Annotated in this window: 25 protein-coding genes; 18 read left to right on the top strand and 7 right to left on the bottom strand. The window is 64.5% G+C overall.

The window, feature by feature from the left end; translation table 11 throughout:
* Positions 1 to 27 precede the first annotated feature (27 nt).
* The 3 genes from CT676_RS20370 to CT676_RS20360 all read right to left on the bottom strand — a co-directional run bounded on the left by CT676_RS20370 (position 28) and on the right by CT676_RS20360 (position 2,414).
* Complete coding sequence (locus CT676_RS20370; RefSeq protein WP_085399241.1) at positions 28 to 906, bottom strand: shikimate dehydrogenase; 879 nt, start codon at positions 904 to 906, stop codon at positions 28 to 30.
* Between the two features lie 143 nt (positions 907 to 1,049).
* Complete coding sequence (locus tag CT676_RS20365; RefSeq protein ID WP_135215216.1) at positions 1,050 to 1,988, bottom strand: LysR family transcriptional regulator; 939 nt, start codon at positions 1,986 to 1,988, stop codon at positions 1,050 to 1,052.
* A 249-nt stretch (positions 1,989 to 2,237) separates the two neighbouring features.
* A complete protein-coding gene (locus CT676_RS20360; protein ID WP_014491261.1) occupies positions 2,238 to 2,414 on the bottom strand; it encodes a hypothetical protein in 177 nt (58 codons plus the stop codon).
* Between the two features lie 165 nt (positions 2,415 to 2,579).
* On the opposite strand from CT676_RS20360, the gene CT676_RS20355 reads away from it, so the two are divergent.
* The 9 genes from CT676_RS20355 to CT676_RS20315 all read left to right on the top strand — a co-directional run bounded on the left by CT676_RS20355 (position 2,580) and on the right by CT676_RS20315 (position 11,353).
* Positions 2,580 to 3,317, top strand: a complete 738-nt coding sequence (locus CT676_RS20355; protein WP_063979905.1) for a LuxR family transcriptional regulator — start codon at positions 2,580 to 2,582, stop codon at positions 3,315 to 3,317.
* Between the two features lie 83 nt (positions 3,318 to 3,400).
* Entirely contained in the window at positions 3,401 to 4,060 is a 660-nt protein-coding gene (locus CT676_RS20350; RefSeq protein WP_071909116.1) for an acyl-homoserine-lactone synthase, read from the top strand.
* A gap of 1 nt (position 4,061) precedes the next feature.
* A complete protein-coding gene (locus tag CT676_RS20345; RefSeq protein WP_008540920.1) occupies positions 4,062 to 4,280 on the top strand; it encodes a hypothetical protein in 219 nt (72 codons plus the stop codon).
* A 296-nt stretch (positions 4,281 to 4,576) separates the two neighbouring features.
* Positions 4,577 to 5,494 carry a branched-chain amino acid ABC transporter permease gene (locus CT676_RS20340; RefSeq protein WP_008143427.1) on the top strand — a complete coding sequence of 306 codons (918 nt, stop codon included), beginning with the start codon at positions 4,577 to 4,579 and terminating at the stop codon, positions 5,492 to 5,494.
* Positions 5,491 to 6,435 carry a branched-chain amino acid ABC transporter permease gene (locus tag CT676_RS20335; RefSeq protein WP_085399243.1) on the top strand — a complete coding sequence of 315 codons (945 nt, stop codon included), beginning with the start codon at positions 5,491 to 5,493 and terminating at the stop codon, positions 6,433 to 6,435. Before CT676_RS20340 ends, CT676_RS20335 begins: the two co-directional genes overlap by 4 nt.
* The gene (locus CT676_RS20330; protein ID WP_063979902.1) at positions 6,428 to 7,195 is read left to right on the top strand and encodes an ABC transporter ATP-binding protein; all 768 of its coding nucleotides are present in this window, start codon (positions 6,428 to 6,430) and stop codon (positions 7,193 to 7,195) included. The genes CT676_RS20335 and CT676_RS20330 overlap by 8 nt, the downstream gene beginning before the upstream one ends.
* Complete coding sequence (locus tag CT676_RS20325) at positions 7,188 to 7,916, top strand: ABC transporter ATP-binding protein (protein WP_085399244.1); 729 nt, start codon at positions 7,188 to 7,190, stop codon at positions 7,914 to 7,916. The genes CT676_RS20330 and CT676_RS20325 overlap by 8 nt, the downstream gene beginning before the upstream one ends.
* Before the next feature lie 39 nt (positions 7,917 to 7,955).
* The gene (locus tag CT676_RS20320; RefSeq protein ID WP_244623213.1) at positions 7,956 to 8,951 is read left to right on the top strand and encodes an AraC family transcriptional regulator; all 996 of its coding nucleotides are present in this window, start codon (positions 7,956 to 7,958) and stop codon (positions 8,949 to 8,951) included.
* 110 nt (positions 8,952 to 9,061) lie between these two features.
* The gene (locus CT676_RS20315) at positions 9,062 to 11,353 is read left to right on the top strand and encodes a TonB-dependent siderophore receptor (RefSeq protein ID WP_135215215.1); all 2,292 of its coding nucleotides are present in this window, start codon (positions 9,062 to 9,064) and stop codon (positions 11,351 to 11,353) included.
* A gap of 312 nt (positions 11,354 to 11,665) precedes the next feature.
* Here the strand turns inward: CT676_RS20315 and CT676_RS20310 are convergent, their stop codons facing one another.
* A complete protein-coding gene (locus tag CT676_RS20310) occupies positions 11,666 to 13,102 on the bottom strand; it encodes a glutamine synthetase family protein (protein WP_085399247.1) in 1,437 nt (478 codons plus the stop codon).
* A 163-nt stretch (positions 13,103 to 13,265) separates the two neighbouring features.
* Positions 13,266 to 14,624: an aromatic ring-hydroxylating dioxygenase subunit alpha gene (locus CT676_RS20305; protein ID WP_085399248.1), complete on the bottom strand. Its 1,359-nt coding sequence runs from the start codon at positions 14,622 to 14,624 to the stop codon at positions 13,266 to 13,268.
* Between the two features lie 111 nt (positions 14,625 to 14,735).
* Between CT676_RS20305 and CT676_RS20300 the strand changes: the two genes are divergently transcribed.
* The 4 genes from CT676_RS20300 to CT676_RS20285 all read left to right on the top strand — a co-directional run bounded on the left by CT676_RS20300 (position 14,736) and on the right by CT676_RS20285 (position 17,949).
* Positions 14,736 to 15,521 (top strand): IclR family transcriptional regulator C-terminal domain-containing protein, encoded by a 786-nt coding sequence (locus CT676_RS20300; protein ID WP_085399249.1) that lies wholly within the window; start codon positions 14,736 to 14,738, stop codon positions 15,519 to 15,521.
* Positions 15,522 to 15,589: 68 nt separating this feature from the next.
* Positions 15,590 to 15,922, top strand: a complete 333-nt coding sequence (locus CT676_RS20295) for a PRC-barrel domain-containing protein (protein ID WP_085399250.1) — start codon at positions 15,590 to 15,592, stop codon at positions 15,920 to 15,922.
* 82 nt (positions 15,923 to 16,004) lie between these two features.
* Positions 16,005 to 17,738 carry a YbaL family putative K(+) efflux transporter gene (gene ybaL, locus CT676_RS20290; protein ID WP_135215214.1) on the top strand — a complete coding sequence of 578 codons (1,734 nt, stop codon included), beginning with the start codon at positions 16,005 to 16,007 and terminating at the stop codon, positions 17,736 to 17,738.
* Positions 17,689 to 17,949 (top strand): hypothetical protein, encoded by a 261-nt coding sequence (locus CT676_RS20285; RefSeq protein ID WP_085399252.1) that lies wholly within the window; start codon positions 17,689 to 17,691, stop codon positions 17,947 to 17,949. Before ybaL ends, CT676_RS20285 begins: the two co-directional genes overlap by 50 nt.
* A gap of 64 nt (positions 17,950 to 18,013) precedes the next feature.
* Here the strand turns inward: CT676_RS20285 and CT676_RS20280 are convergent, their stop codons facing one another.
* Positions 18,014 to 18,409 (bottom strand): group II truncated hemoglobin, encoded by a 396-nt coding sequence (locus tag CT676_RS20280; RefSeq protein ID WP_135215213.1) that lies wholly within the window; start codon positions 18,407 to 18,409, stop codon positions 18,014 to 18,016.
* Between the two features lie 267 nt (positions 18,410 to 18,676).
* Positions 18,677 to 19,693, bottom strand: a complete 1,017-nt coding sequence (locus CT676_RS20275) for a helix-turn-helix transcriptional regulator (protein WP_275552115.1) — start codon at positions 19,691 to 19,693, stop codon at positions 18,677 to 18,679.
* Between the two features lie 28 nt (positions 19,694 to 19,721).
* Between CT676_RS20275 and CT676_RS20270 the strand changes: the two genes are divergently transcribed.
* The 5 genes from CT676_RS20270 (at position 19,722) to boxB (ending at position 26,223) form a co-directional block, all read left to right on the top strand.
* On the top strand, positions 19,722 to 21,263 hold the full coding sequence (locus CT676_RS20270) for a benzoate-CoA ligase family protein (RefSeq protein WP_085399255.1): 1,542 nt from the start codon (positions 19,722 to 19,724) through the stop codon (positions 21,261 to 21,263).
* Positions 21,264 to 21,487: 224 nt separating this feature from the next.
* Positions 21,488 to 22,306, top strand: coding sequence for an alpha/beta hydrolase (locus CT676_RS20265; RefSeq protein WP_085399607.1), 819 nt, complete (start codon positions 21,488 to 21,490; stop codon positions 22,304 to 22,306).
* Positions 22,307 to 22,324: 18 nt separating this feature from the next.
* The gene (locus CT676_RS20260; protein WP_085399608.1) at positions 22,325 to 22,852 is read left to right on the top strand and encodes a DUF309 domain-containing protein; all 528 of its coding nucleotides are present in this window, start codon (positions 22,325 to 22,327) and stop codon (positions 22,850 to 22,852) included.
* A gap of 116 nt (positions 22,853 to 22,968) precedes the next feature.
* On the top strand, positions 22,969 to 24,657 hold the full coding sequence (gene boxC, locus CT676_RS20255) for a 2,3-epoxybenzoyl-CoA dihydrolase (RefSeq protein WP_085399609.1): 1,689 nt from the start codon (positions 22,969 to 22,971) through the stop codon (positions 24,655 to 24,657).
* Positions 24,658 to 24,786: 129 nt separating this feature from the next.
* Entirely contained in the window at positions 24,787 to 26,223 is a 1,437-nt protein-coding gene (boxB, locus tag CT676_RS20250; protein WP_085399636.1) for a benzoyl-CoA 2,3-epoxidase subunit BoxB, read from the top strand.
* The last annotated feature ends 89 nt before the right edge of the window (positions 26,224 to 26,312 follow it).

Here is a 26,312-nt window from a genome sequence, read left to right as displayed (position 1 = left end):
CCGCGGCCTTGTGTCCGGCCGCTTCGGTTACGCGGCGTGATAGGCCGCGCTTCGCGCCGCCATCACCTCGTCGAATGCCTCTCCCATGACCTCGGTCGATGGGGCAAGGCCGGTGAACAATTCGAAGGCGTCAGCGGCCTGGTAGATCGCGAGCTCCCGCCCGGTCATGATCCGCGCGCCCTTGGCCTGTGCCGCTGCCAGCAGCGGCGTGATCAGCGGCGAATAGACGGCGTCCGCGACCCACATTTTCTCGTGCAGCAAGGCCGCCGGGACCGGCATGCCCCGGTTCGGCAGCATGCCGACCGGCGTGCCGTTGACGAGGCCGGTTGCGCCATCGAGCGCGTCCTCGACGCTTTTAGCCACCGTGGCGCCGCCGTGCCTGGCAAGCAATGAAGCGAGCTTTTCGGCGCGCGCCGTCTCGCTGTCGAAGATGCGGAGGCCGGAGACCTTTAGGCTCGCCAGTGCAAAGGCGATCGCCTTGCCGACGCCGCCCGTTCCGATCACGGCGACTGCATTTGCGGACGGTGCCAGCAGCGGCGCGACCGCACGTGCAAACCCGGTCGTGTCGGTGTTGTGGCCGATCAGCCGGCCGTCCTTGACGACGACGGTGTTGACCGCGCCCATGGCGGCCGCGCCCGGCGCCAGCTCGTCGAGCAGCGGGACCACCGCTTCCTTGTAAGGGTAAGTCACGTTGACGCCGGCAAAGCCGAGCCGCCGCACGCCCTCGAGCATCATGCGGAGCCCGGCCGCATCGGCGCCGGCGACCTCGATGAGCTGGTAGTGACCGCGCAGGCCGAGCGCCTCGGCGGCCCGCTCGTGCATGGCAGGGGAGGCAGAATGCGCGATCGGCGCCCCGATCAGGCCGGTGAGAAGCTTCTTGCTGGCGGCGTATCCGCGCTTGGACATGGTTGGCTATCGTCTCGTTGGGAGCGTTGGGTCCTGGCCATTAGCGGGGAAATCCGCACAATTCCAAGGGGCTTCCAGTTGCGACGATAGCCTTTCCCGTGCCTAACACAATTACCCATTTATTGGGCAAACCTAACATAATGTTATTTCTTCCGCGCGCGTGCCGGGGCGGTGTTGCCCTCGCTGCGGGACGGCTCCACCGCGCGCATCTCGGCGCGCAGGGACTCGATGAAATACTCGACATGGAGCGACAGCGGCGCGCCGCGCTTCACCGCGATATAGGTCTCGAACCGCGTCGGCTCGGTGATCTTCAACAGCTCGATTCCCGGATAGCCGCCATGGGCCACCGTGAACTGGTCGATGATGGCGATGCCGAGCCCTGCCTTCACCAGCGCACACACCGTGGTGCCGAAGCGCGCGCGGATCGTGATGTTGTAGTCGAGCCGGTGGCGCGCAAAGATCCCGGCCATGATCCGGCCGTAGGGATCGTTGGGATCGATGCCGATCAGCGGATAGCGGGTGATCTCGGCCGCCGAGACCTGCTTGCGGCCGGCAAGCTCGTGACCCGGCGGCACGATGCAATAGAGCTCACCCGAGGCGAGCGGCATGAAGTCGAGCCCGGAATGCTCGAGCCGATAGCTCATCGCCACACATTCGCCGCGGCCGAGCAGGAGGTAGTCGATGGCCTCCTCGAGCTTGAGGATGTTGATGTCGATGCCGAGATCGGGGTAGCGGCGCCGGACGCGCTCGATCGCGCGCGGCACCATCACCTGGGAGATGCTCGGCACCGAGCCGATGCGCAATTCCGACAAACCGCCGCGGCCGATCTTGGAGATGAGCTCGGAGAGGTCGTCGACCTTCTTGTAGACGCCGTTGATCTGCTCAAAGATGTTCTCGGCTTCCGGCGTCGGGAAATAGCGCCCGTTCTGGCGCTGGAAGAAGCGGATGCCGAGCGTGCGCTCGGTGTATTTGACCAGCCGGCTGATCCCCGGCGCCGACACGTTGAGCAGCTTCGCCGCGCCGCCGATGGTACCCGTCACCATCACGGCACGGATCACTTCAACCTGGCGCAGCGTCATCATGTCGTGGGCATCCCAAAGAGGATCGTGGTGGCGATCATCTCACGAGAGCCGTGATGTCATCCAGCGGCAAGTGTGCGACGGAGCGGGCGGCGCTTCACCCTCCCCCTCCAGGGGAGGGTAAGAGCGCAGCTCGCTCACCGGCAACAATTGCTGATTAACTTCGCAGTCAGAATGTTTCGGCCAAAATCGGCACGTTCGAATGGAAGGGCGCCGCTCGCGCAGAACGTACGCCTCACCTGTAACCGCGTTCTAGCTCGCCGGGCTCTCGGGCGACGCGCTGCCGGGCCGCTCCGCGCGTTCGCGCTGCAGCACTTCGCGCGCGTACTCGATGATCTTCTGCTTGTTTGCCGTTTCGCGGACGGCGAAAAACACGCGGTTGAGTTCCAGGCCGAGCACGCTGTTGAGGGCGATGTCCTCGTCTTCCATCGTGATTTTCCCGCTTCAGACGCCATAGGTGTAACTTGACGTCACTTCCTCCACAAGTAGATTAAATCTCGGGTGCAGACGAGGGCCGGTAAACTACGGAAGCAGCGAATTGAGGCAGCTCCCAAATACGTGCTATACCTACGACGAGGCTCAGGAAACGTACCGATGTCCGCCGTAGACGCCGTAGATTATGGCCGGGAAGCGCTCGACTTCATCGAAGGCCTGGGGACCTATCGCAAGGTACCGGACGCCATGAATGCGCTTGAGGCGGCGTTCGGTCGCTTCGGCTTCGAGACCATCATCGTGACGGGGTTGCCGAATCCCGATCAGCGGTTCGCGCAGATGGTGCTCGCCAAGCGCTGGCCGGCAGGATGGTTCAATCTCTACACCCAGAATAATTACGACCGCGTCGACCCCGTGGTGCGGCTGTGCCGGCAATCGGTCAATCCGTTCGAGTGGTCGGAAGCGCCCTATGATGCCGAGCTCGAGCCGAGCGCGGCCGAGGTGATGAACCGCGCCGGCGATTTTCGCATGTCGCGCGGCTTCATCGTGCCGATCCACGGGCTCACCGGCTACGAGGCGGCGGTGTCGCTCGGCGGCGTCCATCTCGACCTCAATCCCCGCAGCAAGCCGGCACTGCACCTGATGGCAATGTATGGCTTCGACCATATTCGCCGCCTGCTGGATCCGGCGCCGCATCTGTCGACGCGTCTCACCCCGCGCGAGCGCGAGGTGATCGCCTGGGCCTCGCAGGGCAAGTCGGCCTGGGAGATCGGCGAGATCCTGCACATCACGCAGCGCACCGCAGAAGAGCATCTTGCAACCGCCGCGCGCAAGCTCGGTGCCGTCAACCGTACGCATGCGGTTGCACTGGCGATTCGCAACAAGCTCATCAATCCCTAAGCGACGTACTGGGAAATTTCCCAATATCGAACCTGCCTCTTTTCGCAGAGGCTGCCCCTCATTCCGGCTGAATGGGGGTTTTCATGATTCACGCAATTTCTTCGGTCAATCGCCACCTTTACGAAGACGTACTCGAGCAGCACTTCCGACTACGCCACGACATCTTCGTCGAGGAGCGGCACTGGGAGACGCTGCGCCGGCCTGATTGCCGCGAGGTCGATTCCTACGACGACGAGGACACCGTCTATCTGCTCGCGCTGGAAGGCCGGCGCGTCGTCGGCGGTCACCGGCTCTACCCTACCACCAAACCCTCGATGATGAGCGAGGTCTTCCCGCATCTGGCATCGGTTCGCGGCTGCCCTGCGAATCCGCTGGTCTGGGAATGGTCGCGCTACTTTGTCGTGCGCGATCGCCGCGACGGCACTCTCAACCTGCAACTGATGGCAGCGGTGCAGGAGTTCTGCCTCGATCAGGGAATCGCGCAGGTCAGCGCGATCATGGAGACCTGGTGGCTGCCGCGCTTCCATGAGGCCGGCTTCGTCGTGACGCCGCTTGGTCTGCCCGAGCTGGTGGAGAACGCCTGGACCATGGCGGCGACCATCGACATTCGCCGCGAGACCCTCGATGCCCTGCATGATCGCATCGGCATGGATTCGATCGTACAACAGGACGGCCCGCGTCTGGACGCCGTCGCCCGTGCCAACCTCTGCGGCCTTGCTGCCGCGCAACGAAAGAGCGCCTGAAATGTCGAACATGATGCGGGACAGCCAGATCATGGCGCAGACCAAGGACGAGAATCTCGGCTACATGTCCGACATGGCGCTCGAGCTGGCGCAGATGGCGGAAGACACCGGATTGGCAACGCTCGCCTATCTGTTCCGGATGGCGGCGCTGGAAGCCTCGACGGCCAACAGTGTACTGGCCGAGCCGGATGATCTCCCTCGGCAGATGACGTCGCACTAGACGCCTTCTCCTGCTTCCGTCGACCTTCGCGCCCTCTCCCAGGCATGCCTGGGGGAGGGCGATCGTTTGGGTGCGGCAGGTTGACCCATCCTGCGCGGCAGCCTTCTTGCAGGGCCAATTTCGATCGCATGCACCGGCATGCAACAAAGTGCATGTCTGGTGTTGAATCGCTCTTGCCTCGGAACGATACTGCCATTACCCATTTTTCCGCCTTGAAGAGGCAGGGGGAGCTCTTTCACTGATGGCGACCGAGTTCGAACATCGGCGCGACACCGCGTGCGCCTGAAAGAGTTTTGATGCTGCTCGTCGTCGAACAGTTCTTGAACGGATTGCAGTTCGGCCTGCTCCTGTTCCTGCTCGCCGCCGGCCTGACGCTGGTGTTCGGGATCATGGATCTCGTCAACCTCGCGCACGGCTCGCTCTACATGATGGGCGCCTATTTCGCCGCGACCTTTGCGGCCTGGACCGGCAGCTTCCTGCTCGGTGCGCTGCTGGCGTTAGGTGCGACTTTGGTGCTCGGCATCGTGCTGGAGATGTCGGCACTGCGGCATCTCTACGGGCGCGACCATCTCGACCACGTGCTCGCGACCTTCGGTCTGATCCTGTTCTTCAATGAAGCCGTGCGGCTGATCTGGGGTCCGGCCGGGCTTGCGCTGCCGCTGCCGGCCTGGCTCACGGTGCCGGTGCCGATCCTGCCCGGCATCCACTATCCCGCTTATCGTCTCGCCATCATCGTGGTGGCGCTGCTGGTCGCGCTGCTGCTCTATCTCGGCGTGATGCGCACCCGCATCGGCATGCTGATCCGCGCCGGCGCCTCCAACCGCGAGATGATCGGCGCGCTCGGCATCAACATCAAGCTGCTCTACACGCTGGTGTTCGGCCTGGGCGCCGCGCTCGCCGGCCTCGCCGGCCTGATGCAGGCGCCGATCCTCACCGTGCAGATCGGCATGGGCGAGAACATCCTGATCCTCGCCTTCGTCATCATCGTGATCGGCGGCATCGGCTCGATCCGTGGCGCGTTCCTCGCCGCGATCTTCGTCGGCATGATCGACACGCTCGGCCGCGCCTTCCTGCCCAACCTGTTGCGGCAGGTGCTGAGCGGCGCCGCCGCCTCCACCGCCGCGCCCGCGCTGTCGTCCATGCTGATCTATCTGCTGATGGCGATCGTGCTGGTGGTGCGCCCGGAGGGGCTGTTTCCGGCCAACCGTCGATGAAGGCTTTCACTGTGAGCAAGGCCGTCACGGCCCTGATGCTGGCGGGCCTCGTGCTGCTGCCGCTCTATTCGCAGCTGTCCGGCAACATCTTCATCCTGACGCTGTTCACCCGCATCGTCATCCTGGCCCTTGCGGCCGCGAGCCTCAACCTCATCATGGGTTTTGGCGGCATGATGAGCTTCGGCCACGCCGCCTATCTCGGCATCGGCGGCTACGCGGTCGGCATGCTCGCGCAGGAAGGCGTCGGCTCCGGCTTCATCCAGTTCCCGGTCGCGCTCGCGGCTTCCGCGATCTATGCGCTGGTGATCGGCGCGCTTTCCCTTCGTACGCGTGGCGTCTACTTCATCATGATCACGCTGGCGTTTGCGCAGATGGCCTATTACGTCGCCTCCGGCCTCGCGCGTTACGGCGGCGATGACGGTCTCACCGTCTACAAGCGCAGCGACTTCTCCGGCCTGATCAACCTGTCGAACCGCACGCAGTTCTATTATCTCTGCCTCGCCTGCCTGTTCGCCGTGATCGTCCTGATCTGGCGCATCGTCAATTCGCGCTTCGGTCTCGTCTTGCAGGGCCTGCGCTCCAACGAGCAGCGGATGCAGGCGATCGGCTTTCCGGCAAAACGCTACAAGCTCGTCTGCTTCGTCATCTCCGGTATGATGTGCGGCCTTGCCGGCGCACTGCTCGCCAACAACACCGATTTCATCAGCCCGGCCGTGATGTACTGGACCCGCTCCGGCGACCTCATGGTGATGGTGATCCTGGGGGGCATGGGCACGCTGTTCGGCCCGGTGATGGGCGCGGTGGTGTTTTTGCTGCTGGAAGAATTCCTGTCGCAGATCACCGAATACTGGGCGCTGATCATGGGCCCGCTCTTGCTGCTGATCGTGCTGTTCGGCCGCGGCGGTATCATGGGCCTGCTCGGGAGGCTCAATCGTGGCTGAACCGCTGCTCCGCGTCGAAAAACTGGTGCGCCGTTTCGGCGGCATCGTTGCGACGGACAACGTCTCGCTCGACGTAGCTAGCGGCGAGCTGCACGCCATCATCGGCCCGAACGGTGCCGGCAAGACCACGCTGATCAGCCAGCTCACCGGGCACCTCGAACCGCATTCCGGCAGCGTCTCGCTCGGCGGCCGCGACATCACCTATCTGCCGGCCTATCGCCGCTGCGCGCTGGGGCTGGCACGCTCGTTCCAGATCACCTCGCTGCTGCTCGACTTCACCGCCGCCGACAATGTCGCGCTGGCGGCGCAGGCGCATGCAGGCCACTCGTTCCGCTTCTTCGCCAATGCGCGCAAGGAGAAGGGCCTGCGCGATGCCGCCCATGCCGCGCTCGACCGCGTCGGGCTCGGCCATCGCGCCGATGTCCTGGTGTCCAGGCTCAGCCATGGCGAGCGCCGCCAGATCGAGCTCGCGGTCGCGCTCGCGAGCAAGCCGAAGCTGCTGCTGCTGGACGAGCCGATGGCGGGTCTTGGCGTCACCGAATCCCAGCGCATGGTGCAACTGCTTCAGGAGCTGCGGAAGGAAGTCTCGATCGTGCTGGTCGAGCACGATATGCCGGCGGTATTCGCGCTCGCCGACCGCATCTCGGTGCTGGTCTATGGCCGCGTCATCGCCTCCGGTGATCCAGCCGCGATCCGCGCCAATGAGGACGTCAAGCGCGCCTATCTCGGCGACCAGCATGTGGTGACGCACCATGTCTGAAAAGGCGATGGCTGACACGCTGCTCGACGTCGACGGCATCGAGACCTGCTACGGCCTCTCCCAGGTGCTGTTCGGCCTGTCGCTGTCGATCAAGCCGGGCGAGATGGTCTCGCTGATGGGCCGCAACGGCATGGGCAAGACCACGACGATCCGCTCCATCATGGGCCTGACACCGGCACGATCAGGCACGATTCGCTTTGCGGGCGCCGAGGTGCGGCAGCTTCCGTCCTATCGAATTGCAAAACTCGGCGTCGGCCTCGTCCCGGAGGGACGCCAAATCTTTCCGAACCTCACCGTGCGCGAAAATCTCGTCGCGGCCGCCGCCGATCGCTTCGCTAGCCCCAATCCCTGGACGCTGGCCGCGATCTACGTGATGTTCCCCCGCCTTGCCGAGCGCGCCGCCAACATGGGCAACCAGCTCTCCGGCGGCGAGCAGCAGATGCTCGCGATCGGCCGCGCGCTGATGACCAACCCAAAGCTGCTGATCCTGGATGAAGCGACCGAAGGCCTTGCGCCGCTGATCCGCGAAGAAATCTGGAATTGCCTGTCGCTGCTGAAGAGCCGGGGACAGTCGATCCTGGTCGTCGACAAGAACGTCGACCACCTCGCCCGCATCTGCGACCGCCACTACATCATCGAGCGCGGCAAGACGGTGTGGAGCGGCACGTCCGTCGAGCTGATGGCGGAGCCGGATCTCCAGCACAAATATCTGGGCATCTGACGCGCTCCTGGATCTGGTTGCCGTATCGTCCGTGCAGGATTGCCGCGCGCGCAGAACCTCGTCGAGGACGTCAGTTTCGAAGCTCTCCAAACTGCGCGCAGAGGTCTTGAGTGCGCCGCCGCCAGCCGCCAATGTCGCGGCGTAGCGGATTCGATGCAGGACTTTTACAATCAAATTGCCGGACGGCCTGAAGACGACATCATCGGCTCCGCACAGCGAGGCGCTTCGACAGCGCCTCAATGGCTGGATTTCCCGGGCTGTGTGTTCATCAGAGGTGAGTTTCGCGCCGATCCCGATCGGCCAGCGATCGTAGGGCCGGGCTTGTTCATCTCCGTTGCGCTCGATGAAGGCGCAGGCCGCGGCATTCTGACGCGCACAACGGGTGCAGGGCAGATGACGGCGATTGCCGTGCGCGAATCCGTCGCCGTAGGAGGCTCGGTTCGCTGCGGCGAACGTCCTGCGATCGGCCTGGCGCTTCCCCAAGCCTCCATCGACGGGCTTGGACTCGGCGACGAGGTTCGGGCGCTGTTCAAGACCGACGCGTTGGGCACGGCCATCGTCTCTGTCACGGCGTCTCCGCGTGTGCAGGCCCTCGCGGTAGAAATGTTCTCGCCACCGGTGGCCGGAAACGCGACGCAATTGCTGCTGTCGGCGCATGCCGCCGAGATCGTGGTCCACGCCTTGTTCGGCGAGCGCGGGATCGCGCTCGATCCTGCAGCCGACCTCCAGCGGGTGCGGTTGCAATCGGTCAAGGCGCGCATGGATGCCGATCTCGCTTATCCCTGGAGCATCGACGAGCTGGCGCGGAATGCGGGGCTGAGCCGCCGGTCCTTCAACCAGAAATTCCAGATGGCGTATGGCGAGAGCGCGATCGACTATTTGCGGGCCCGCCGACTCGATGCCGCACGTGACCTTCTGATTCATCAACGGTTGTCGGTCACCGAGGCGGCCTTTCGGGTCGGCTATGCCCATCCGGCCAATTTCGCGACGGCATTCCGCAGGCACTTCGGCTATTCGCCGAGCCGCTGTCAGTGAACTTGAACGCCTCCACGTGCGATCAAAGGTGATTTGCGCGCGCGCAAAGGCGGTGTGCGCCTCGATCTGGTTACTCCCGGGTTGTTCGAACACGGAACTCGGGGAAGACAATGACGCGCAACGACGGGTGGACGCTCGGCTGGGAACGGATGGCGAGAACTGGTCTGGGAGCGGCCGGCCTGGGAATAGTCCTGCACGCAACGCCGTCGGTCGCACAGACCTCCGGGACCAATTCGACGTCGACGGCGGCGACATTGCCTCCCGTCACGGTGGAGGCACCGATCCAGGCGCGTCCGCGCACCCAGCCCGCGCAGCGAGCTTCGCAGTCGTCGCGCGGCCGCATCGCGACGCAACGCAATGCCGGGCCCGCGCCAGCCGGAAATTCGGGCGCGCGCGAGGCCGGTGTCGGTCGCGCCAACGCGTCGAGCGAGAGCAGCTATGTTGCAGACAGCAGTTCGGCGGGTACCAAGACCAACACGCCGTTGCTCGAGACGCCGCAGTCGATCTCGGTCGTGACGCGCAAGGAGCTCAACGACCGCGCCGTCCAGACGCTGACGGAGGCGGTTGGCTACGAACCCGGCGTCCGTATCGATGCTTCCGGCTACGATCCGCGTTTCGACGCGATCGCGATCCGCGGCTTCGACATCACTTATAACGGCGTTTATCTCGACGGCCTGCGCCTCGTCGGAGCAGGTCTCAGCGTGTTCAAGACCGAGCCTTATGGGGTCGACAGCATCACCGTGGTCCGTGGGCCGAGCTCGGCACTCTACGGGCTCGGCTCGCCCGGCGGACTGATCGACCTGTCGAGCAAGCTGCCGACCAGCCAGCCGTTTCACGAGGCGCAAACGGTGTTTGGCGACCGCGATCGCGTCCAGGGCAATTTCGATCTTTCGGGTCCGGTCGATGCCAACGGTCAATTCCTCTATCGGCTGACCGGCGTGGTGCGCGACGCGGACGTGTTCGTGCCGGGCGGCAAGGATAACAGGACCTACATCGCGCCCGCCGTCACCTGGAAGCCGGATCAATCGACGACCCTGACGATTCTCGGGTCCTATCAGAAGTCGAAGACGCCCGGATCCATGTTCACCTACTCCACGGGCACCGGCACCGCCACGGACATCTTCACGGGCAGCCCGTCCTACAATTCGCTCAACCAGGAGCAGGGACGCGTGGGCTACCTGTTCGAGCATGCGTTCAACAACGCCGTGACCGTCCGCCAGAAATTCCGCTACGTCGATGTCGACGCGGTCACCCGCTATGTGGGCTTTCTCGGGGCGCCGGTGGGCAATGTCGTCTCGCGCTATACCGGCTACGTCCACGACACGCTGCAATCGGCCATCATGGATAACCAGGTCGAGGCCAAGCTATCGACCGGGCCCGTGCAGCACACGCTCCTGGTCGGCACCGACTACACCGCGTCGAAGTTCAACGACAAGCAGGGATTCGGCTTCGGCGTCTCCGACCTCAATCTGGCCGCGCCGGTCTACGCGCCGGAATCCATTCCCGATCCCGCGATCTCGTCCTTGACGCAGCAGCGACAGACCCAGTCCGGCGTGTACATCCAGGACCAGGCCAGGCTCGATCACTGGATTCTCACATTGAGCGGCCGCAGCGACTGGGTCAGCACCACGGGTGAGGATCTGTTCGCGCTGACCCGGCAGACGCAGTCCGATCAGGCCTATAGCGGGCGAGCCGGGCTGACCTATGTGTTCGATTCCGGCGTTGCGCCTTACGTCGCCTACTCAACCTCGTTCTTTCCCAATCTCGGCGTCGATCCGTCGGGCGCCTTCTTCAAGCCGACCACCGGCAAGCAGACCGAAGTCGGTGTGAAGTACCAGCCGCAGGGCACGAGGAGCTTCATTACCGCGGCGGTGTTCGATTTGACCCAGGACGGCGGCCTGGTCACGACGGGGACGGGCGTGACGGTCCAGCGCGGGGAGATTCAAAGCCGCGGCTTCGAATTGCAGGCGCTTGCTAGCCTGGGCGGTGGTTTCGACATCACCTCGTCGTACACCTATCTCGACATGGTGACCAAGCAGGCCGCTGACGACTCGCTGATCGGCAAGTTTCCCTCGGGCAATCCTCCGCACACGGCGACGCTGTGGGCGAACTATGCCCTGCCGCTGGCCGGACCGTTTGCAGGATTGAGCGTCGGTGGCGGCGCGCGTTACATGTCCTGGAGCTACGGCGATGATGCGAATACGTTCAAGAACAGCTCGGTAACCCTGATCGACGCAGCGCTGAAATATGATTTTGGCCAGGCGATGAAGGAGCTGAAGGGCCTCCAGTTCCAGGTCAATGCCAAGAACCTGTTCAATCTGCACTACACCACGTGCCAAGTCGGTTACTGCTACCGTGGCGCGCCGCTGACCGTCATCGCAACGCTCGGCTATCGCTGGTGAACCAGCTTGCGCATGAGAACCCCGGTTATCCGGTCAATATGTCTTACCCAAATCGCTGGCGCCGGCGACTAACGCGCCAGGTGGTGGGTGCCGATTTCAACCAAGGTGGTCCGGCAGGAGAGGCGGTAGATCAGGCTGAACAATTGAACCCACATGATCGAACTCCACTGTTGATCACATGCAGGATATTAGGCCCCCAGTCTTTCCGGCCGTTTTCGAGGGACAGGGAAAATGGCTTCGTCGGCGAGCGCCGTGATGTCGTCGGAACAGACCGGACGAAGTCGCCTCACGCGGGCGTGAGACGTATCTCCGTCAAAACACCTCGAAATATTCGCGGTGCTCCCAGTCGGTCACCTCCGACAGGAAGCGGTCGATCTCGGCATTCTTGATGTGGGTGTAGTAGTCGACGAACTCGGGCCCGAACTTCTCGCGGAAGAACGGATCGTCCTTCAGCGCGGCGACCGCATCGCGCAAGCTCTTCGGCAACGGCGGCGCCTTGGTCTCGTAGGGCGTGTCGGCGGACGGGCCGGGGTCGAGCTTGCGGTCGACGCCGTCGAGGCCCGAGAGAATCTGGGAGGCCATGTAGAGATAGGGATTGGCGGCGGGCTCGCCGATGCGATTTTCCAGGCGCGTTGCGGCATCATTGGCGCCGCCGAGCACCCGGATCATCACGCCGCGATTGTCGCGGCCCCAGATCGCGCGGTCCGGCGCCAGCGAATAGGAGCGGTAGCGCTTGTAGCCGTTGATGGTCGGGGTGGTGAACACGGTCGAGGCGCGGGCATGGTCGAGCAGGCCGGCAAGGTACGCCCGGCCGAACGCGCTGAGCGGCTCGCTGCCGTCTTTCGCCATGAACTGATTTTCGCCAGACGCGCGCGAGACGATCGACTGGTGCAAATGCCAGCCGCTCGCGAACACGTTCGGCAGTTTCGGCCGGCACATGAAGGTGGCGTGATAGCCGTGGCGACGCGCGATCTGCTTCACGGCGGAGCGGAACAGCACCATGTTGTCGGCGGGCTCCAGCCCCTTCTTCGGCGCGAAGGTGAATTCGCACTGGCTCGGCCCGAACTCGACCTCGACCGAGCGCAAGGGCAGTCCGAGCGCGACGATATCGCGGCGCAGGATCTCCAGCACCGGCTCCATCTGATCGAAGCGCTGCTCGGTGAGGTATTGGTAGCCGTGGCTGAGCAGGCTCACCGACGGCGGCGTCCCGGGCTGGCCGGCATCCTCGGGCCGCATATGCGCGTCGTCGAGCTTAAAGATGTGGAATTCAACCTCGAGGCCGGCGACGAAATCGTGGCCGCGGCCGCTGAGATCATCGAGCACCTTGCGGTAGAGGCCGCGGGTCGCGAATGGCACGGGACGGCCGTCGCCAAAATAGAGATCGCAGAGCACCCAGCCCGTCGCAGGCGCCCATGGCAGCACGCGGAACGTGGTTGGGTCGGCGACCATCAACACGTCGGCCGCGCCCTCCATCTCCTTCATGCCGAACCCGCCGCCTGACGTGAACACCGGAAACACCGTGCGGTGCGAGGTATCCTTGGCGAGCATGGTCGTGGTGATGGAGCAGCCGCTCTCCAGCGAGGCGATCGCCTCGGCGGCGATGATGGTCTTGCCGCGCAAAATGCCGTGCTGGTCCGGGAAGGCGAGGCGGATGACCTCGAGGTTCTTTTCCTCGACGATGCGGCGCAGGCGCGCTGCGGCGTCCCTCTGCTCATCCGACCACAGCGCATGACGCGCGACGAAAGTCACTCGGTTGCTCCTTCTGTCCGTGCTGTCATCGCCCGCGAAGGCGGGCGATCCAGTATTCCAGAGACGGCGACGTGTCCACGAGAGGCCGCGGCGTACTGGATGCCCCGCCTTCGCGGGGCATGACAGTGGAGTATGTGGCGCCTGCCGCTGATTGACGGCATTATCACTCCGCCGCCGTCAGCCGGTGCACGTTGTCGGCGATCTCCTTCGGCACCGGCGCGGCCCAAGGTGCGCCGCGGCGGCGCTTGACGTCGACCTCCATCCAGTAGAGCTCCCAACCCTGGGTCGGCCCGATGCCGTCCATGGTGGCCGGTCCCTGGATGCTGCGCGCCCTGCTCTCGTCCAGGAACAGCATCGGCTTCTCGCCGCCGCCGACCTTCTCGATCTCAGCCCGCAGCAGGCGGCGGTACTGCACGATCGCCTTGTCGCTCGAGCCGAGATGCTCGTTGGTGCGGTCCTGGATGGCGCCCATCGATTCCACCGCCCACTGGTCGTGCACGTTGATGTCGGTGCCCATGCCGGTATAGGTCGCGGTCGCCTGCTCGTGCGGATCGAAGCCGTAATCGTTGCCGCGGTTCTTGCGCGACTTGTAGTCGGGCAGCTCATAGAGCTCGAGCCGCTGATCGCGCATCTTCTGCTTGTCGACCGGGTTGGTGTAGCTGGTGAAGATCGCGTACCAGTAGCAGTTCTCGTCGTCGACCGGCACGTGCCACTGCGTGATCGTCATTTCCGTGCTCATGGGGATGACGAAGCCGTGCGGGAAGAGCTGGTTGGTGACGCGCACATGGGTGCGCTCCTCGTCGATCTCGCGCAGCGCGATCAGCCGCAGGCCATATTCGGTGTGTTCGACATTGATGATCGGCCGGTCGTATTCGCGCAGGATCTTTGTCATCGGCAGGTCGCTGCCGGCGGAGGCGCCGCGGAACTGCTTGCCGTAAGCCGTCGACGTATCCTCGTCCTCGAAGAAGCGGTGCAGATAGGAGGCGTGCGCGGGATCGATGCCGACCTCGAGGGCCTGAAGCCAGTTGCAGGCCATGTGGCCCTTGAACGCAAAAGTGTGCGTGCCGGGCGCGACAAAGCAGTCGAGCTCCGGAAATGCCGGCGGCTCACCCTCGCCGAGATAAGCCCAGAGGATGCCGCTCTTCTCGACCACGGGATAGGAACGCTGACGAATGTTCTGGCAAAGTTTTGAGTCCTTCGGCTCGGCCGGCGTCTCGATGCACTGGCCAGTGGCGTCGAACAGCCAGCCATGGAAGGCGCAGCGCAGGCCGCCATGTTCGAGACGTCCGAAGGCGAGGTCGGCGCCGCGGTGGGCGCAGTGACGATCGATCAGGCCGTAGCGTCCGCTCTCGTCGCGGAACAGCACCAGGTTCTCGCCGAGCAGTTTGACGGGACGGATCGGGCGCGCGCCCTCCAGCTCGTCGACCAGCGCCGCCGGCTGCCAGTAGCTCCGCATCAGCTTGCCGCAGGGGTCCTTCGGACCGGTACGGGTGATCAGGTCGTTCTGCTCCTGGCTCATCATGGCGGGCGTCCTTTGTCGGAGAGGCGTTTGTTCGCCTATTGAACGAATGGGCGAATTATGCCATGCCTTGGTCCGGCGGCAAGCAATATTTTGCAGGATGTTCCCGAACCTATGCCCAAGCTGAAGCGCAGCGAAAACGACGAGCGGGCGACGGATTTCGTCGAGAGCCTCGATCGCGGCCTGCGCCTGCTGCAATGTTTCGGCGCGACCACCGGCCCGATGACGCTGAGCGATCTCGCCCGGGCCGCAGAGCTGCCGCGCGCCACCGCGCGGCGTATGCTGTTCACGCTCCAGCGCGGCGGCTTCGTCGCCGGCGACGGAAAGCTGTTCTCGCTGACGCCGCACGTGCTGACGCTCGCGGCGTCCTACCTGCGCTCCAGCCAGCTCGTCGCCGTGCTTCAGCCGGTGCTCGATCGCGTCGCCACGGCAGCGCAGGAAATCTCCTCGCTCGCGGTGCTCGATGGCGACGACGTCGTGTTTGTCGCGCGCAGCAGCCCGGCGCGGATGTTTTCGGGTGGGCTCGAGATCGGCTACCGGCTGCCGGCGTTCTGCACCTCGGTCGGTCGCGCCATGCTCGGGCAGTTCGATGACGCAGCGCTTGCCGCACGCCTGAAGACAATGAAGCGCGAGATGTTGACGCCGCAGACGGTGACGGATCCCAAGGCGCTGCTGGCCAGTATCACAGCCGATCGCGACCAAGGCTATTCGCTGGTCGATCGCGAGGCAGAGCCGCATTTCCGCTCGATCTCGGTTCCGGTGCGCCGCTACGACGGCGTGATCGTCGCCGCCATCAACATGGGCGCCCATGTCGACCGCGTGCCGGCAGGGGAGCTGGTCGACCGGTTGCTTCCGCTGCTCCGCGAGGGCGCGGAGTCCGTGCGGTCGCAGCTGTTATAGCAACGATCGTTGGCGCCGCGCGTCCGCGGGCCTATAATCTCGTCACGCAAGACAACAGGGAGGACGCCATGAAACACACCATGGTTCCCAGTGATCGCGTGGAGCACGTCGGCGTCTACGGGCGCGACGGCGCGAAGCTCGGCTCGATCGAGCGGCTGATGCTCGACAAGGTGACCGGCACGGTCGCCTACGCCGTGATCAGGACTGGCGGGCTGCTCGGCACGCACCACCATTATCCGGTGCAGTGGGGCGCGCTGAAATACGATCCCGCGCGGCAGGCTTTTCGTGTCGAGGTGACGCAGGACGAACTCGCCAGCGGACCGTGCGAGTTCGACGGCGACGAATTTGACTGGGGCGATCGTTCGCAGCCCTACGCGCACCCAAATTATTGGTCGATCTGACGGCGCGATTGCAGGCGTCGCGCGCTGAGCCGCCTCACTTGGTCGCGGTGCGCCGGCGCGCGCTCTGTGTCAAAAGGCAAAAATGCCGCATGACACACCTCTCATCGCCACCATCGTCGTCGGACTTGGACTCGCCTTCGTACTTGGAACTATAGCGCAGCGGTTCCGCATTCCGCCGCTTGTCGGCTACCTGCTTGCCGGCGTTGCCGTCGGCCCGTTCACGCCAGGCTTCGTCGCCGACCAGGCACTTGCGACCGAGCTCGCCGAACTCGGCATTATCTTGCTGATGTTCGGCGTCGGCCTGCATTTTTCGCTCCAGGATCTGCTGAGCGTCCGGCGCATCGCCGTTCCGGGCGCCGTCGTGCAGATTGCGGTCGCCACACTGATGGGGCTCGGCCTTGCATGGCTGATGGGCTGGGGCGTTGGTGCGGGACTCGTGTTCGGACTGGCGTTGTCGGTCGCGAGCACGGTGGTCCTGCTTCGCGCGCTGCAGGAGCGGCGCCTGATGGAGACCGATCGCGGCCGCATCGCGGTAGGCTGGCTCATCGTCGAGGACCTCGCGATGGTGCTCGTGCTGGTGCTGTTCCCGGCGATCGCAAGCCTTCAGAGCGGCGGCGACAAGCCAGCCTTCGAGCCGCTGGCCGCGCAGGCTGGCTTCGGGCTTGCCGGCATCGTGATGCTGACCCTGGCCAAGATCATCGTGTTCATCGGGCTGATGCTGGTGGTGGGGCGCCGGGTGATCCCCTGGATCCTGCACTATATCGCGCATACCGGCTCGCGCGAATTGTTCCGTCTTGGCGTGCTTGCGATTGCGCTGTGCATCGCATTCGGGGCAACGAAGCTGTTCGACGTGTCGCTGGCGCTGGGCGCGTTCTTCGCCGGCATGATGCTGCGGGAATCGCCGCTCAGTGCACGCGCCGCGCAGGAATCGCTGCCGCTGCGCGATGCCTTCGCCGTGCTGTTCTTCGTCTCGGTCGGCATGATGTTCGATCCGATGAGCGTGGTCCGCGAGCCCTGGCCGCTGCTGGCGACGCTGGCGATTATCATGCTCGGCAAATCACTCGCGGCGTTCCTGATCGTGGTCCTGTTCCGGCATCCGGTCGCGACCGCGCTGACGATCTCGGCGAGCCTGTCGCAGATCGGCGAGTTCTCTTTCATCCTGGCCGAGCTCGGCGTCGCCTCGCAGATCCTGCCCAGCGACGGTCGCGACCTGATCATGGCCGGCGCGATCCTCTCCATCATGCTCAACCCGCTGATGTTCGCGGCCGCCACCTGGCTCGCGCCGCGTCTCGACCCGCGCCGGGATTCACCGCAGGCCGCGGCCGCCGTGCCCGAACCGATCCGCACCACGGACCTGACCGACCATACGATCGTGATCGGCTATGGCCGCGTCGGCGCGCTCGTCGGCGATGCCCTGAAACAGCGGCAATTGCCGTTCCTTGTCGCCGAGGTCGGCGAGAGTGCGCTGGCGAAGCTGAAGCAGGGCGGCATCGAGACCGTCATGGGCAATGCCGCGCAGCCCGAAATTCTCGGCGCCACCAATCCGTCACGGGCGCGGCATCTCGTCATCGCGATCCCCGAGGCGTTCGAGGCAGGGCAGATCGTGCAGCAGGCGCGTGCGGCCAATCCGGATATCCGCATCATCGCGCGGGCGCATGCGGATGCCGAGGTCGATCATTTGAAGGGGCTGGGGGCGGATGTCGTCATCATGGGCGAGCGGGAGATCGCGCGCGGCATGATCGAGGAGCTGGAGAGGAGAGTTCCAGATGCTGCCCAGCAAGATCCCCGTCCGCTCGAGGCCGGTTCGGTCGTTTGACCTGATCACGCCGCAGGGCCAGACCTACCGCTTTCCGCAGCCGACATTGTTGCAGCGGTTGTTGCGGTGGGGGCTCGCGCATGCGGAGACGGTGGCGATCTCCGCGGCAATCCTGGCGTTGATTTATGTGGCGGGTTTTGTGGCCGAGGCGCTGGATCACTCGGTGTTTGACGCGTGCAATGACAGGGTGGGATTGCGCAGGGTCGGTTAGCCTGCAACTGCGCGAAGCGCAGTCCGCTGGCGTAACCCACCGCGTCCCCAACTCGCGCTCTGTGTCACTGTCGGTTGCGCATCCAGTCGGCCAGGCCCGATATCGCCTTGTCGAGGTCTTGCCGCGCGGCAGCGTCCGTGACCGTCTCGTCCAGCGCGCCGCGCATGCAGAGCAGCCACGCATCGCGCTCGGCCTCGCCGATGGCAAAGCCGATATGCCGCTGCCGCAGCCGTGGATGGCCCTTCTCGACGGAATAGAGTTTTGGGCCGCCGGTCCATTCGGTGAGGTAGCGCTTCAGCACGTCCCTGATCAGTCCGAGGTCATCCGCGTGCATCGCGCGGATCATTTTCGCCTCCGGCAGCTTGTCCATGCGGTCGTAGAAGCGGTCGACCAGAAGGTCGATCGTGCCGCTGCCGCCGATCCGCTCGAACATGGAGGTGGTGACGTCGCTGGAGGTCATCGTGAGTCCTGTCTGGTGCAAGGCTCTTCATATCGTCTCCCTTTGCGAAACGAAAAGGGGACGCATGGCGTAGCTGCGCGCTCAGCTCTGCTCCCTCCCCCCTTGCGGGGGAGGGCAGGGGAGAGGGGTCGCCCAGGAAATGGTGTTGGTTGTCGCGAAGAAGAAGCGCGTTGCGCGAGTGATGGAGTCCCCGTGTGGACCCCTTTCCCGAACCCTCCCCCGCAAGGGGGGAGGGAACGCAGCGGAGGTCGGCGCGCGCGGATCGCCCTACAGCGCCACGCTGCGCAGGCCGAAACTCCGGGCTTCGTTCTGCAGCACCGGCCGCACCGCATCGATCAGCCTTGCAGCCGCCGCATCGACCGACAGCCCTGCCGTATCCACCACCGCCGTCGCGCGCGAATACAGCGGTTCGCGGCTCAGCAGGATGTTGCGCAGCTCGGCCATCGCGGAGCGGTCGTCCGCCATCGGGCGCAGGTCGCCCTGGCGGCGCACGCGGGCCATGTGCTCCTCGGGCTCGGCCTTCAGCCAGATCGTGTAGAACGACGACAGGATCTGGTCGAAGGTCAACGGCTCCGACACGATGCCGCCGCCGGTCGCCAGCACCATCAGCTCGTTGCGCGCGAGCAGCTGTTGCAGCGCTGCCTGCTCCATGCGGCGAAAGCCTTCCTGGCCGTAGAGCGCGATGATCTCGGCGACCGAGAGCCCGTTCTGCTGCTCGACCTCCTTGTTGAGCTCAACAAAACTCCAGCCGACCTTCTTCGCCAGCATCCGCCCAAGCGTCGATTTGCCGGCGCCGCGCAGGCCGATCAGCGCAATGCCGCAGAACGGCGCGCGCCGCGGCGCCGACGCACTGCCGCCGGCGAGAACGTCCTTGGCCTGAGCGATCTGCGCCGGCGTCGCCTTGCGCAGGAGATCGCGAAACATCTGCCACTCCGGCGTCGGATCGGCCGAGGGAAGCAGGTCCTCGAGATGCGCGCCCATCGCGTCGGAGACGCGGCGCAGCAGCACGATGGAGACGTTGCCCTTGCCGCTCTCGAGCTGCGCGATGTAGCGCTCCGAAATCCCTGATACCTTGGCCAGCACCTTGCGCGACATGCCGCGCAGCGCGCGCATGGTGCGCACGCGCTGGCCGAGCTGTTCGAGAAATCGGGATTCGGCGTCGGGACTGTCGGTCATGGACTGCAGATCATGGGCCTTCTTGAGAGGGTGTCCTGCGGCGCGTTTTAATGAAACATAATGCCTGCCAGCATTGACAGCAAGCCGCCGCGGTGTCTTTCTATGAATTATAATTCTAAATTCGGGGGAGAAGTCCGTGAGCGAGGGATCCTATAACGCGGTGACCTGGCTGCTCGACCGCAACGTCGAGGACGGCAGGGGAGGCAAGCTCGTCTTCGACGACACCGTCTCGCGGCTCACCTATGGCGAGCTCCAGCGCGAGACCCGGCGTGCCGCCAACATGTTGCGCCGGCTCGGGGTCCGCCGCGAGGAGCGCGTGGCGATGATCATGCTGGATACGGTCGATTTCCCGATCGTGTTTCTGGGCGCGATCCGTGCCGGCATTGTGCCGGTGCCGCTCAACACGCTGCTGACCGCGGACCAATACGCCTACATCCTCGCCGATTGCCGCGCGCGGGTGCTGTTCGTCTCCGAAGCGCTCTATCCTGTTATCAAGGACGTCGTTGGCCGCATGCCGGATCTCGAGCACGTCGTGGTCTCCGGCGCCAAGATGAACGGCCACAAGCAGCTCGCGGAAGAGCTCGCCGGCGAGAGCGACCAGTTCACGACCGCCGCGACGCATCCCGACGAGCCCGCATTCTGGCTGTATTCGTCGGGCTCAACCGGCATGCCCAAGGGCGTGCGCCACATCCATTCGAATTTGCAGGCGACCGCGGACACCTATGCGAGCCAGGTGCTCGGCATCCGCGAGAACGACGTCTGCCTGTCTGCGGCAAAACTGTTCTTCGCCTATGGCCTCGGCAATGCGCTGACTTTTCCGATGTCGGTCGGCGCCACCGTGGTGCTGAACAGCGAGCGCCCGACGCCGGCGCGCATGTTCGACCTGATGAACAGGTACAATCCCTCGATCTTCTACGGCGTGCCGACGCTGTTCGCGGCGATGCTCAACGACGAGACGATGAAGGCCGAGCGCGGCGGCAAGTCGCTGCGCATCTGCACCTCGGCCGGCGAGGCGCTGCCGGAATCCGTCGGCAACAGCTGGAAATCGCGCTTCGGCGTCGATATCCTCGACGGCGTCGGCTCGACCGAGCTGCTGCACATCTTCCTGTCGAACGCGCCCGGCGACATCAAATACGGCTCCTCCGGCAAGCCGGTGCCGGGCTATGCGGTGCGGCTCGTCAACGAGGCCGGCCAGGATGTCGCCGACGGCGAGGTCGGCGAGCTGCTGGTCGATGCGCCCTCCGCCGGCGAGGGCTACTGGAACCAGCGCCACAAGAGCCGCCGCACCTTTGAAGGTCCGTGGACCCGCACCGGCGACAAATATGTCCGCGATGGCGAAGGCCGCTACACCTTCTGCGGCCGCGCCGACGACATGTTCAAGGTGTCCGGCATCTGGGTCTCGCCGTTCGAGGTCGAGAGCGCGCTGATCACGCATCCCGCCGTGCTGGAAGCCGCCGTCGTGCCGGAAGCCGATCCGGAAGGCCTGCTGAAGCCGAAGGCCTTCGTCGTGCTGCGTCCGGGTGCGGCGACGGCGGACTTGCAGGAGATGCTGAAGGAGCACGTCAAGCAGAAGATCGGCCCGTGGAAATATCCGCGCTGGATCGACGTGGTGGAGTCGCTGCCGAAGACGGCGACCGGGAAGATCCAGCGGTTCAAGTTGCGGGAAGGGGCGAATTGAGCGTGCAAGCGGCGGGCTCGCTTGCTGACCCTCCCCTGGAGGGGGAGGGTCGCTTCGCATGGAGCGAAGCGCAATGCGAAGCGGGGTGGGGTGATCTCTCCACTCGGGCACCGCATCCGCCGAGAGACTGTCACCCCACCCCGTCTCACATCTCGCTGCGCTCGATGTGAGCCGACCCTCCCCCTCCAGGGGAGGGTACAGACGGAGCGAACAGGAATACGACCATGACCAACCTCACCCCCACCGGCTTCCTGACCATCGGTAGCGCCAGCCTCGAATACAAATGGCTCGCGCCACAAGCCGCTGACGCCCCCACCATCGTCATGCTGCACGAAGGCCTCGGCTCCGTCGACCTGTGGGGCGACTTGCCCGAGAAGCTGCAGCAAGCCACCGGCGCCGGCATCTTCGTCTATTCGCGCGCGGGCTACGGCCAGTCGAGCCCGGTCACGCTGCCGCGGCCGCTCGATTACATGCAGCGCGAGGCGCTGGATGTGCTGCCGAATATCCTCGACGCGATTTCCTTCAAGCGCGGCCTCCTGCTCGGCCATTCCGACGGTGCCTCGATCGCGACGATCTATGCCGGCGCGCATCAGGATCACCGCTTGAACGGCCTCGTGCTGATGGCGCCGCATTTCATCGTCGAGGATATCTCGGTGAAATCCATCGCAGCGATCAAGACGACCTTCGAGAGTACCGACCTCAAGGCGAAGCTGGCGCGCTGGCACAGGGATGTCGACAACGCCTTCTACGGCTGGAACGGCGCCTGGCTCGATCCGAAGTTCCGCGACTGGGACATTTCGGAATATCTCGCCTACATCCGCGTTCCCATCCTGGTCGTGCAGGGCAAGGACGACCAATATGGGACATTGCGACAGGTCGAAATTGCGCAGGAAGAGTGTTACTGTCCGGTAGATTTGAAAATTATTTCAGACGCGGGACATTCCCCGCATCGTGAAGCGCCGAGGGCGACGCTTGACGCGATTGAGCAATTTGCAAGAGCGGCCCTGCGCGACGATCAGGGACTTCAGGGACGCGCCGCATGATCCTGCGGAGGCACATCCATGAATGTGCCTTCGGATGCGAGCGGCCCGTTGCCGTGGCCGCGATGGGCCTATGTGCCGGGCGAGACCGACGGGGTCGACGCGGATTACGAGACGCTTGATTTGGCCAAGGCGCTGGTGCCCCCGGCGTTCCGCGGCTACGTGCCGGCGCGCCATCCGGCGCTGCGCTACGGGCTGGCGCTCAACGATCGCGGCTATTTCTGGGAATCGCAGGAGGTGCTGGAAGCGGTGTGGGCCGCAGCCCCGCAAGGCGGCCGCGAGCGCATCCTGCTGCGTGCCTGCATTCACATCGCCAATGCCAATTTGCGACTGCGCATGCAGCGGCTGCATTCGGCCGCGCGCCTGTTCGGCGACGCGCAGGCGGAGTTGCGGGCGCTGAACTCGCGCAAGGCGGCCGCGGGCGGCGACGGCTTTGTCGAGAGCTTCCCCATTCCGGCGCTGACGGCTCTGCTCCAGGCCAAGCTGGGCCGTTCCGAACTCTCGAAGGCGGACTGGATCACCCTGGGCGCCATTGTGCGGTCTCAATAGGTCTCATGAAACAAAGTGCATGCGATGGCCGTTAAGGGCTAGACGCTTTCAAAAAGATGCACTATTGTGCATCTAACGCTACAGCCAAAACGCATAACCAAGCTCAAGGGTGGCCCATGGCCGGGGAAGATCGGCGCCTCGCAGGCGGCGCGACATTCATCGATTTCCAGACCGAACCGTCCCGCTACAAGCACTGGAAGCTCGCGGTCGATGGCGACGTCGCCACCCTGACCATGGACGTCGACGAGAATGGCGGCCTGTTCGAAGGCTATCTGCTCAAGCTCAATTCCTACGATCTCGGCGTCGACATCGAGCTGGCGGACGTCGTCCAGCGCCTGCGTTTCGAACACCCCGAGGTGAAGGTCGTGGTGATGCGCTCGGCCAAGAACCGCGTGTTCTGCGCCGGCGCCAACATCCGAATGCTTGCGGGCTCGACCCATGCCCACAAGGTGAACTTCTGCAAATTCACCAACGAGACCCGCAACGGTATGGAAGACTCTTCGGAGAATTCCGGCCAGCGCTTCATCACGGTGGTGAACGGCTCGGCCGCCGGCGGCGGTTATGAGCTGGCGCTCGCGACCGACCACATCATCCTCGCCGATGACGGCTCGTCGGCCGTCGCGTTGCCGGAAGTGCCGCTGCTCGCGGTGCTGCCGGGCACCGGCGGCCTCACCCGCGTCGTCGACAAGCGCAAGGTGCGCCGCGACCACGCCGATTTCTTCTGCACCATCGAGGAAGGCGTGAAGGGCAAGCGCGCCGTGCAGTGGCGCCTCGTCGACGAGATCGCGCCGAACTCCAAACTTGAAGCCAAGGTCGCCGAGCGCGCCAAGGAATTCGCAGGCCAGTCGAAGCGCAAGGGCACCGGCAAAGGTATTGCGCTGACACCGCTCAGGCGCGTCATCGACGAGACCAGCATCCGCTACGGTTTTGTCAGCGTCGACATCGATCGCACGGCGCGCATCGCCACCATCTCGATCAAGGCGCCGGAGGCCGCTCCGCCGGCCGACATCGACGGCATGATGGCGCAGGGGCCTTCGTTCTGGCCGCTCCAGGTCGCGCGCGAGCTCGACGACGCCATCCTGCATCTGCGCATCAACGAGCTCGAGATTGCGATGCTCGTCTTCAAGAGCCATGGCGACCGCGCCCATGTGCTGGCATCCGATGCCTTCCTCGAAGCCAACAAGGCGCACTGGCTGGTCAACGAAATCAGGCACTATTGGAAGCGCGTGCTGAAGCGCATCGACGTCACCTCGCGCACGCTGGTGACGCTGGTCGAGCCCGGCTCCTGCTTTGCCGGCACGCTCGCCGAGCTCGTCTTCGCCGCCGACCGCTCCTACATGCTGATCGGCACGCGCCAGGGCGACAACCGTCCGCCGCCGTCGATCGAATTGTCGGCCATGAACTTCGGTCCGTATCCGATGAGCCACGGCCTGACCCGGCTGGAATCGCGCTTCCAGGCCGATCCGTCCGACGTCGAGCGTGCGGAAGCTACCATGGGCACCGCGCTCGACGCCGAGCAGGCGGAAGAGCTCGGCCTCGTCACCTTCGCGCTCGACGACATCGACTGGGACGACGAGGTGCGCGTGTTCCTCGAGGAGCGCGCCAGCTTCTCGCCGGACAGCCTCACCGGCATGGAAGCCAGCCTGCGCTTCGTCGGCCCCGAGACGATGGAATCGAAGATCTTTTCGCGTCTGACCGCGTGGCAGAACTGGATCTTCCAGCGCCCGAACGCGGTCGGCGAGGAAGGCGCGCTGCGCCGCTACGGCAGCGGCCAGAAGCCGAAATTCGATATGACGAGAGTTTAGCGAGTAGGGAGTGGTGAATGGCGAATAGGGATTTCCATTCGCTACTCACCATTCGCCATTCGCAAGCTCACGGTTCGATGCCAATCGTTGAATGAATCAGTCCCCCACGGGAGGTCCACCATGAACATCATGAACGTCGACTACTCGACCAAGATTCCCAACAACGTCAATCTCGCCGAAGACCGCCAGGTGCTGAAGGCGCTGGAAGGCTGGCATCCCGGCTATATGGACTGGTGGAGCGACATGGGGCCGGAAGGCTTTCAGGAGTCGCTGGTGTATCTGCGCACCGCCTATTCCGTCGATCCGCGCGGCTGGGCCAAGTTCGATTATGTCCGCATGCCCGACTATCGCTGGGGCATCCTGCTTGCGCCGCAGGAGGAAAATCGCGTCGTTCCGTTCGGCGAGCATTTCGGCGAGCCTGCGTGGCAGGAAGTCCCGGGCGAGTATCGCGCCATGCTGCGCCGCCTGATCGTGATCCAGGGCGACACCGAGCCGGCTTCCGTCGAGCAGCAGCGCCACCTCGGCAAGACCGCGCCCTCGCTCTACGACATGCGCAATTTGTTCCAGGTCAATGTCGAGGAAGGCCGTCATCTCTGGGCGATGGTCTATCTGCTCCAGAAGTACTTTGGCCGCGACGGCCGCGAGGAAGCTGATGACTTGCTGCGCCGTCGCTCGGGCGATGCCGATGCGCCGCGCATGCTCGGTGCCTTCAACGAGGCGACGCCGGACTGGCTGTCCTTCTTCATGTTCACCTACTTCACCGACCGCGACGGCAAGATGCAGCTGCACTCGCTCGCGCAGTCGGGCTTCGATCCCTTGTCGCGCACCTGCCGTTTCATGCTGACGGAAGAAGCGCACCACATGTTCGTCGGCGAGACCGGCATCACCCGCGTCGTGCAGCGCACTTGTGACGCGATGCGCGAAGCCGGCATCACCGATCCCACCGACATCGCAAAGGTTCGCGCGCTCGGCGTGATCGACCTGCCGACGATCCAGAAGAAGCTGAACCTGCACTATACGCTGTCGCTCGACCTGTTCGGCTCGGAGGTCTCGACCAACGCGGCCAACGCCTTCAACACCGGCATCAAGGGCCGTTATCACGAGACCCAGATCGACGACGATCACCAGCTCAAGAACGCCACCTATCCGGTGCTCAAGTTCATCGACGGCGAGATCAAGCTGGTAGACGAGCCGGCGCTGACCGCGCTCAACATGCGCCTGCGCGACGATTACAGCCAGGACTGCGTCAAGGGCATGCTGCGCTGGAACAAGGTGATCTCGACCGCCGGCTATAACTTCCAGCTCAAACTGCCCAACGTCGCTTTCCATCGCCATATCGGCGAGTTCAAGGGCATCCATGCGACGCCGGATGGTCTTTTGATCGACGATGCCATTTGGGCGAAGCGCAAGGACGAGTGGCTGCCCTCGACCGCCGACGGCGACTTCATCACCTCGCTGATGCAGCCCGTCACCGAGACCGGCAAGTTCGCCTCCTGGATCTCGCCGCCGAAGGTCGGCATCGACAACAAGCCCGGCGATTTCGAGTACGTGAAGATCGAGTCGTAAGAGTCAGGGTTCGACCCTCGCACAACGCAAATGGTGTCATCACCCGCCTTGTGCGCGATTGCGCACTGGAGCGGGTGATCCAGTATTCC

It is taken from the genome of Bradyrhizobium sp. MOS001 (genome assembly GCF_004634465.1).
Lineage (GTDB): Bacteria > Pseudomonadota > Alphaproteobacteria > Rhizobiales > Xanthobacteraceae > Bradyrhizobium > Bradyrhizobium barranii.
The sequence above is the reverse complement of the archived record's forward strand: the minus strand, read 5'-3'. Positions and strand labels throughout refer to the sequence as shown.

Excerpts from the sequence above, each read along its gene's own strand:
- CT676_RS20370 (WP_085399241.1), bottom strand. The coding sequence starts at position 906 with ATGTCCAAGCGCGGATACGCCGCCAGCAAGAAGCTTCTCACCGGCCTG.
- CT676_RS20365 (WP_135215216.1), bottom strand. The coding sequence starts at position 1,988 with ATGATGACGCTGCGCCAGGTTGAAGTGATCCGTGCCGTGATGGTGACG.
- CT676_RS20360 (WP_014491261.1), bottom strand. The coding sequence starts at position 2,414 with ATGGAAGACGAGGACATCGCCCTCAACAGCGTGCTCGGCCTGGAACTC.
- CT676_RS20355 (WP_063979905.1), top strand. The coding sequence starts at position 2,580 with ATGTCCGCCGTAGACGCCGTAGATTATGGCCGGGAAGCGCTCGACTTC.
- CT676_RS20350 (WP_071909116.1), top strand. The coding sequence starts at position 3,401 with ATGATTCACGCAATTTCTTCGGTCAATCGCCACCTTTACGAAGACGTA.
- CT676_RS20345 (WP_008540920.1), top strand. The coding sequence starts at position 4,062 with ATGTCGAACATGATGCGGGACAGCCAGATCATGGCGCAGACCAAGGAC.
- CT676_RS20340 (WP_008143427.1), top strand. The coding sequence starts at position 4,577 with ATGCTGCTCGTCGTCGAACAGTTCTTGAACGGATTGCAGTTCGGCCTG.
- CT676_RS20335 (WP_085399243.1), top strand. The coding sequence starts at position 5,491 with ATGAAGGCTTTCACTGTGAGCAAGGCCGTCACGGCCCTGATGCTGGCG.
- CT676_RS20325 (WP_085399244.1), top strand. The coding sequence starts at position 7,188 with ATGTCTGAAAAGGCGATGGCTGACACGCTGCTCGACGTCGACGGCATC.
- CT676_RS20315 (WP_135215215.1), top strand. The coding sequence starts at position 9,062 with ATGACGCGCAACGACGGGTGGACGCTCGGCTGGGAACGGATGGCGAGA.
- CT676_RS20305 (WP_085399248.1), bottom strand. The coding sequence starts at position 14,624 with ATGATGAGCCAGGAGCAGAACGACCTGATCACCCGTACCGGTCCGAAG.
- CT676_RS20300 (WP_085399249.1), top strand. The coding sequence starts at position 14,736 with ATGCCCAAGCTGAAGCGCAGCGAAAACGACGAGCGGGCGACGGATTTC.
- CT676_RS20295 (WP_085399250.1), top strand. The coding sequence starts at position 15,590 with ATGAAACACACCATGGTTCCCAGTGATCGCGTGGAGCACGTCGGCGTC.
- ybaL (WP_135215214.1), top strand. The coding sequence starts at position 16,005 with ATGCCGCATGACACACCTCTCATCGCCACCATCGTCGTCGGACTTGGA.
- CT676_RS20285 (WP_085399252.1), top strand. The coding sequence starts at position 17,689 with ATGCTGCCCAGCAAGATCCCCGTCCGCTCGAGGCCGGTTCGGTCGTTT.
- CT676_RS20280 (WP_135215213.1), bottom strand. The coding sequence starts at position 18,409 with ATGACCTCCAGCGACGTCACCACCTCCATGTTCGAGCGGATCGGCGGC.
- CT676_RS20265 (WP_085399607.1), top strand. The coding sequence starts at position 21,488 with ATGACCAACCTCACCCCCACCGGCTTCCTGACCATCGGTAGCGCCAGC.
- CT676_RS20260 (WP_085399608.1), top strand. The coding sequence starts at position 22,325 with ATGAATGTGCCTTCGGATGCGAGCGGCCCGTTGCCGTGGCCGCGATGG.
- boxC (WP_085399609.1), top strand. The coding sequence starts at position 22,969 with ATGGCCGGGGAAGATCGGCGCCTCGCAGGCGGCGCGACATTCATCGAT.
- boxB (WP_085399636.1), top strand. The coding sequence starts at position 24,787 with ATGAACGTCGACTACTCGACCAAGATTCCCAACAACGTCAATCTCGCC.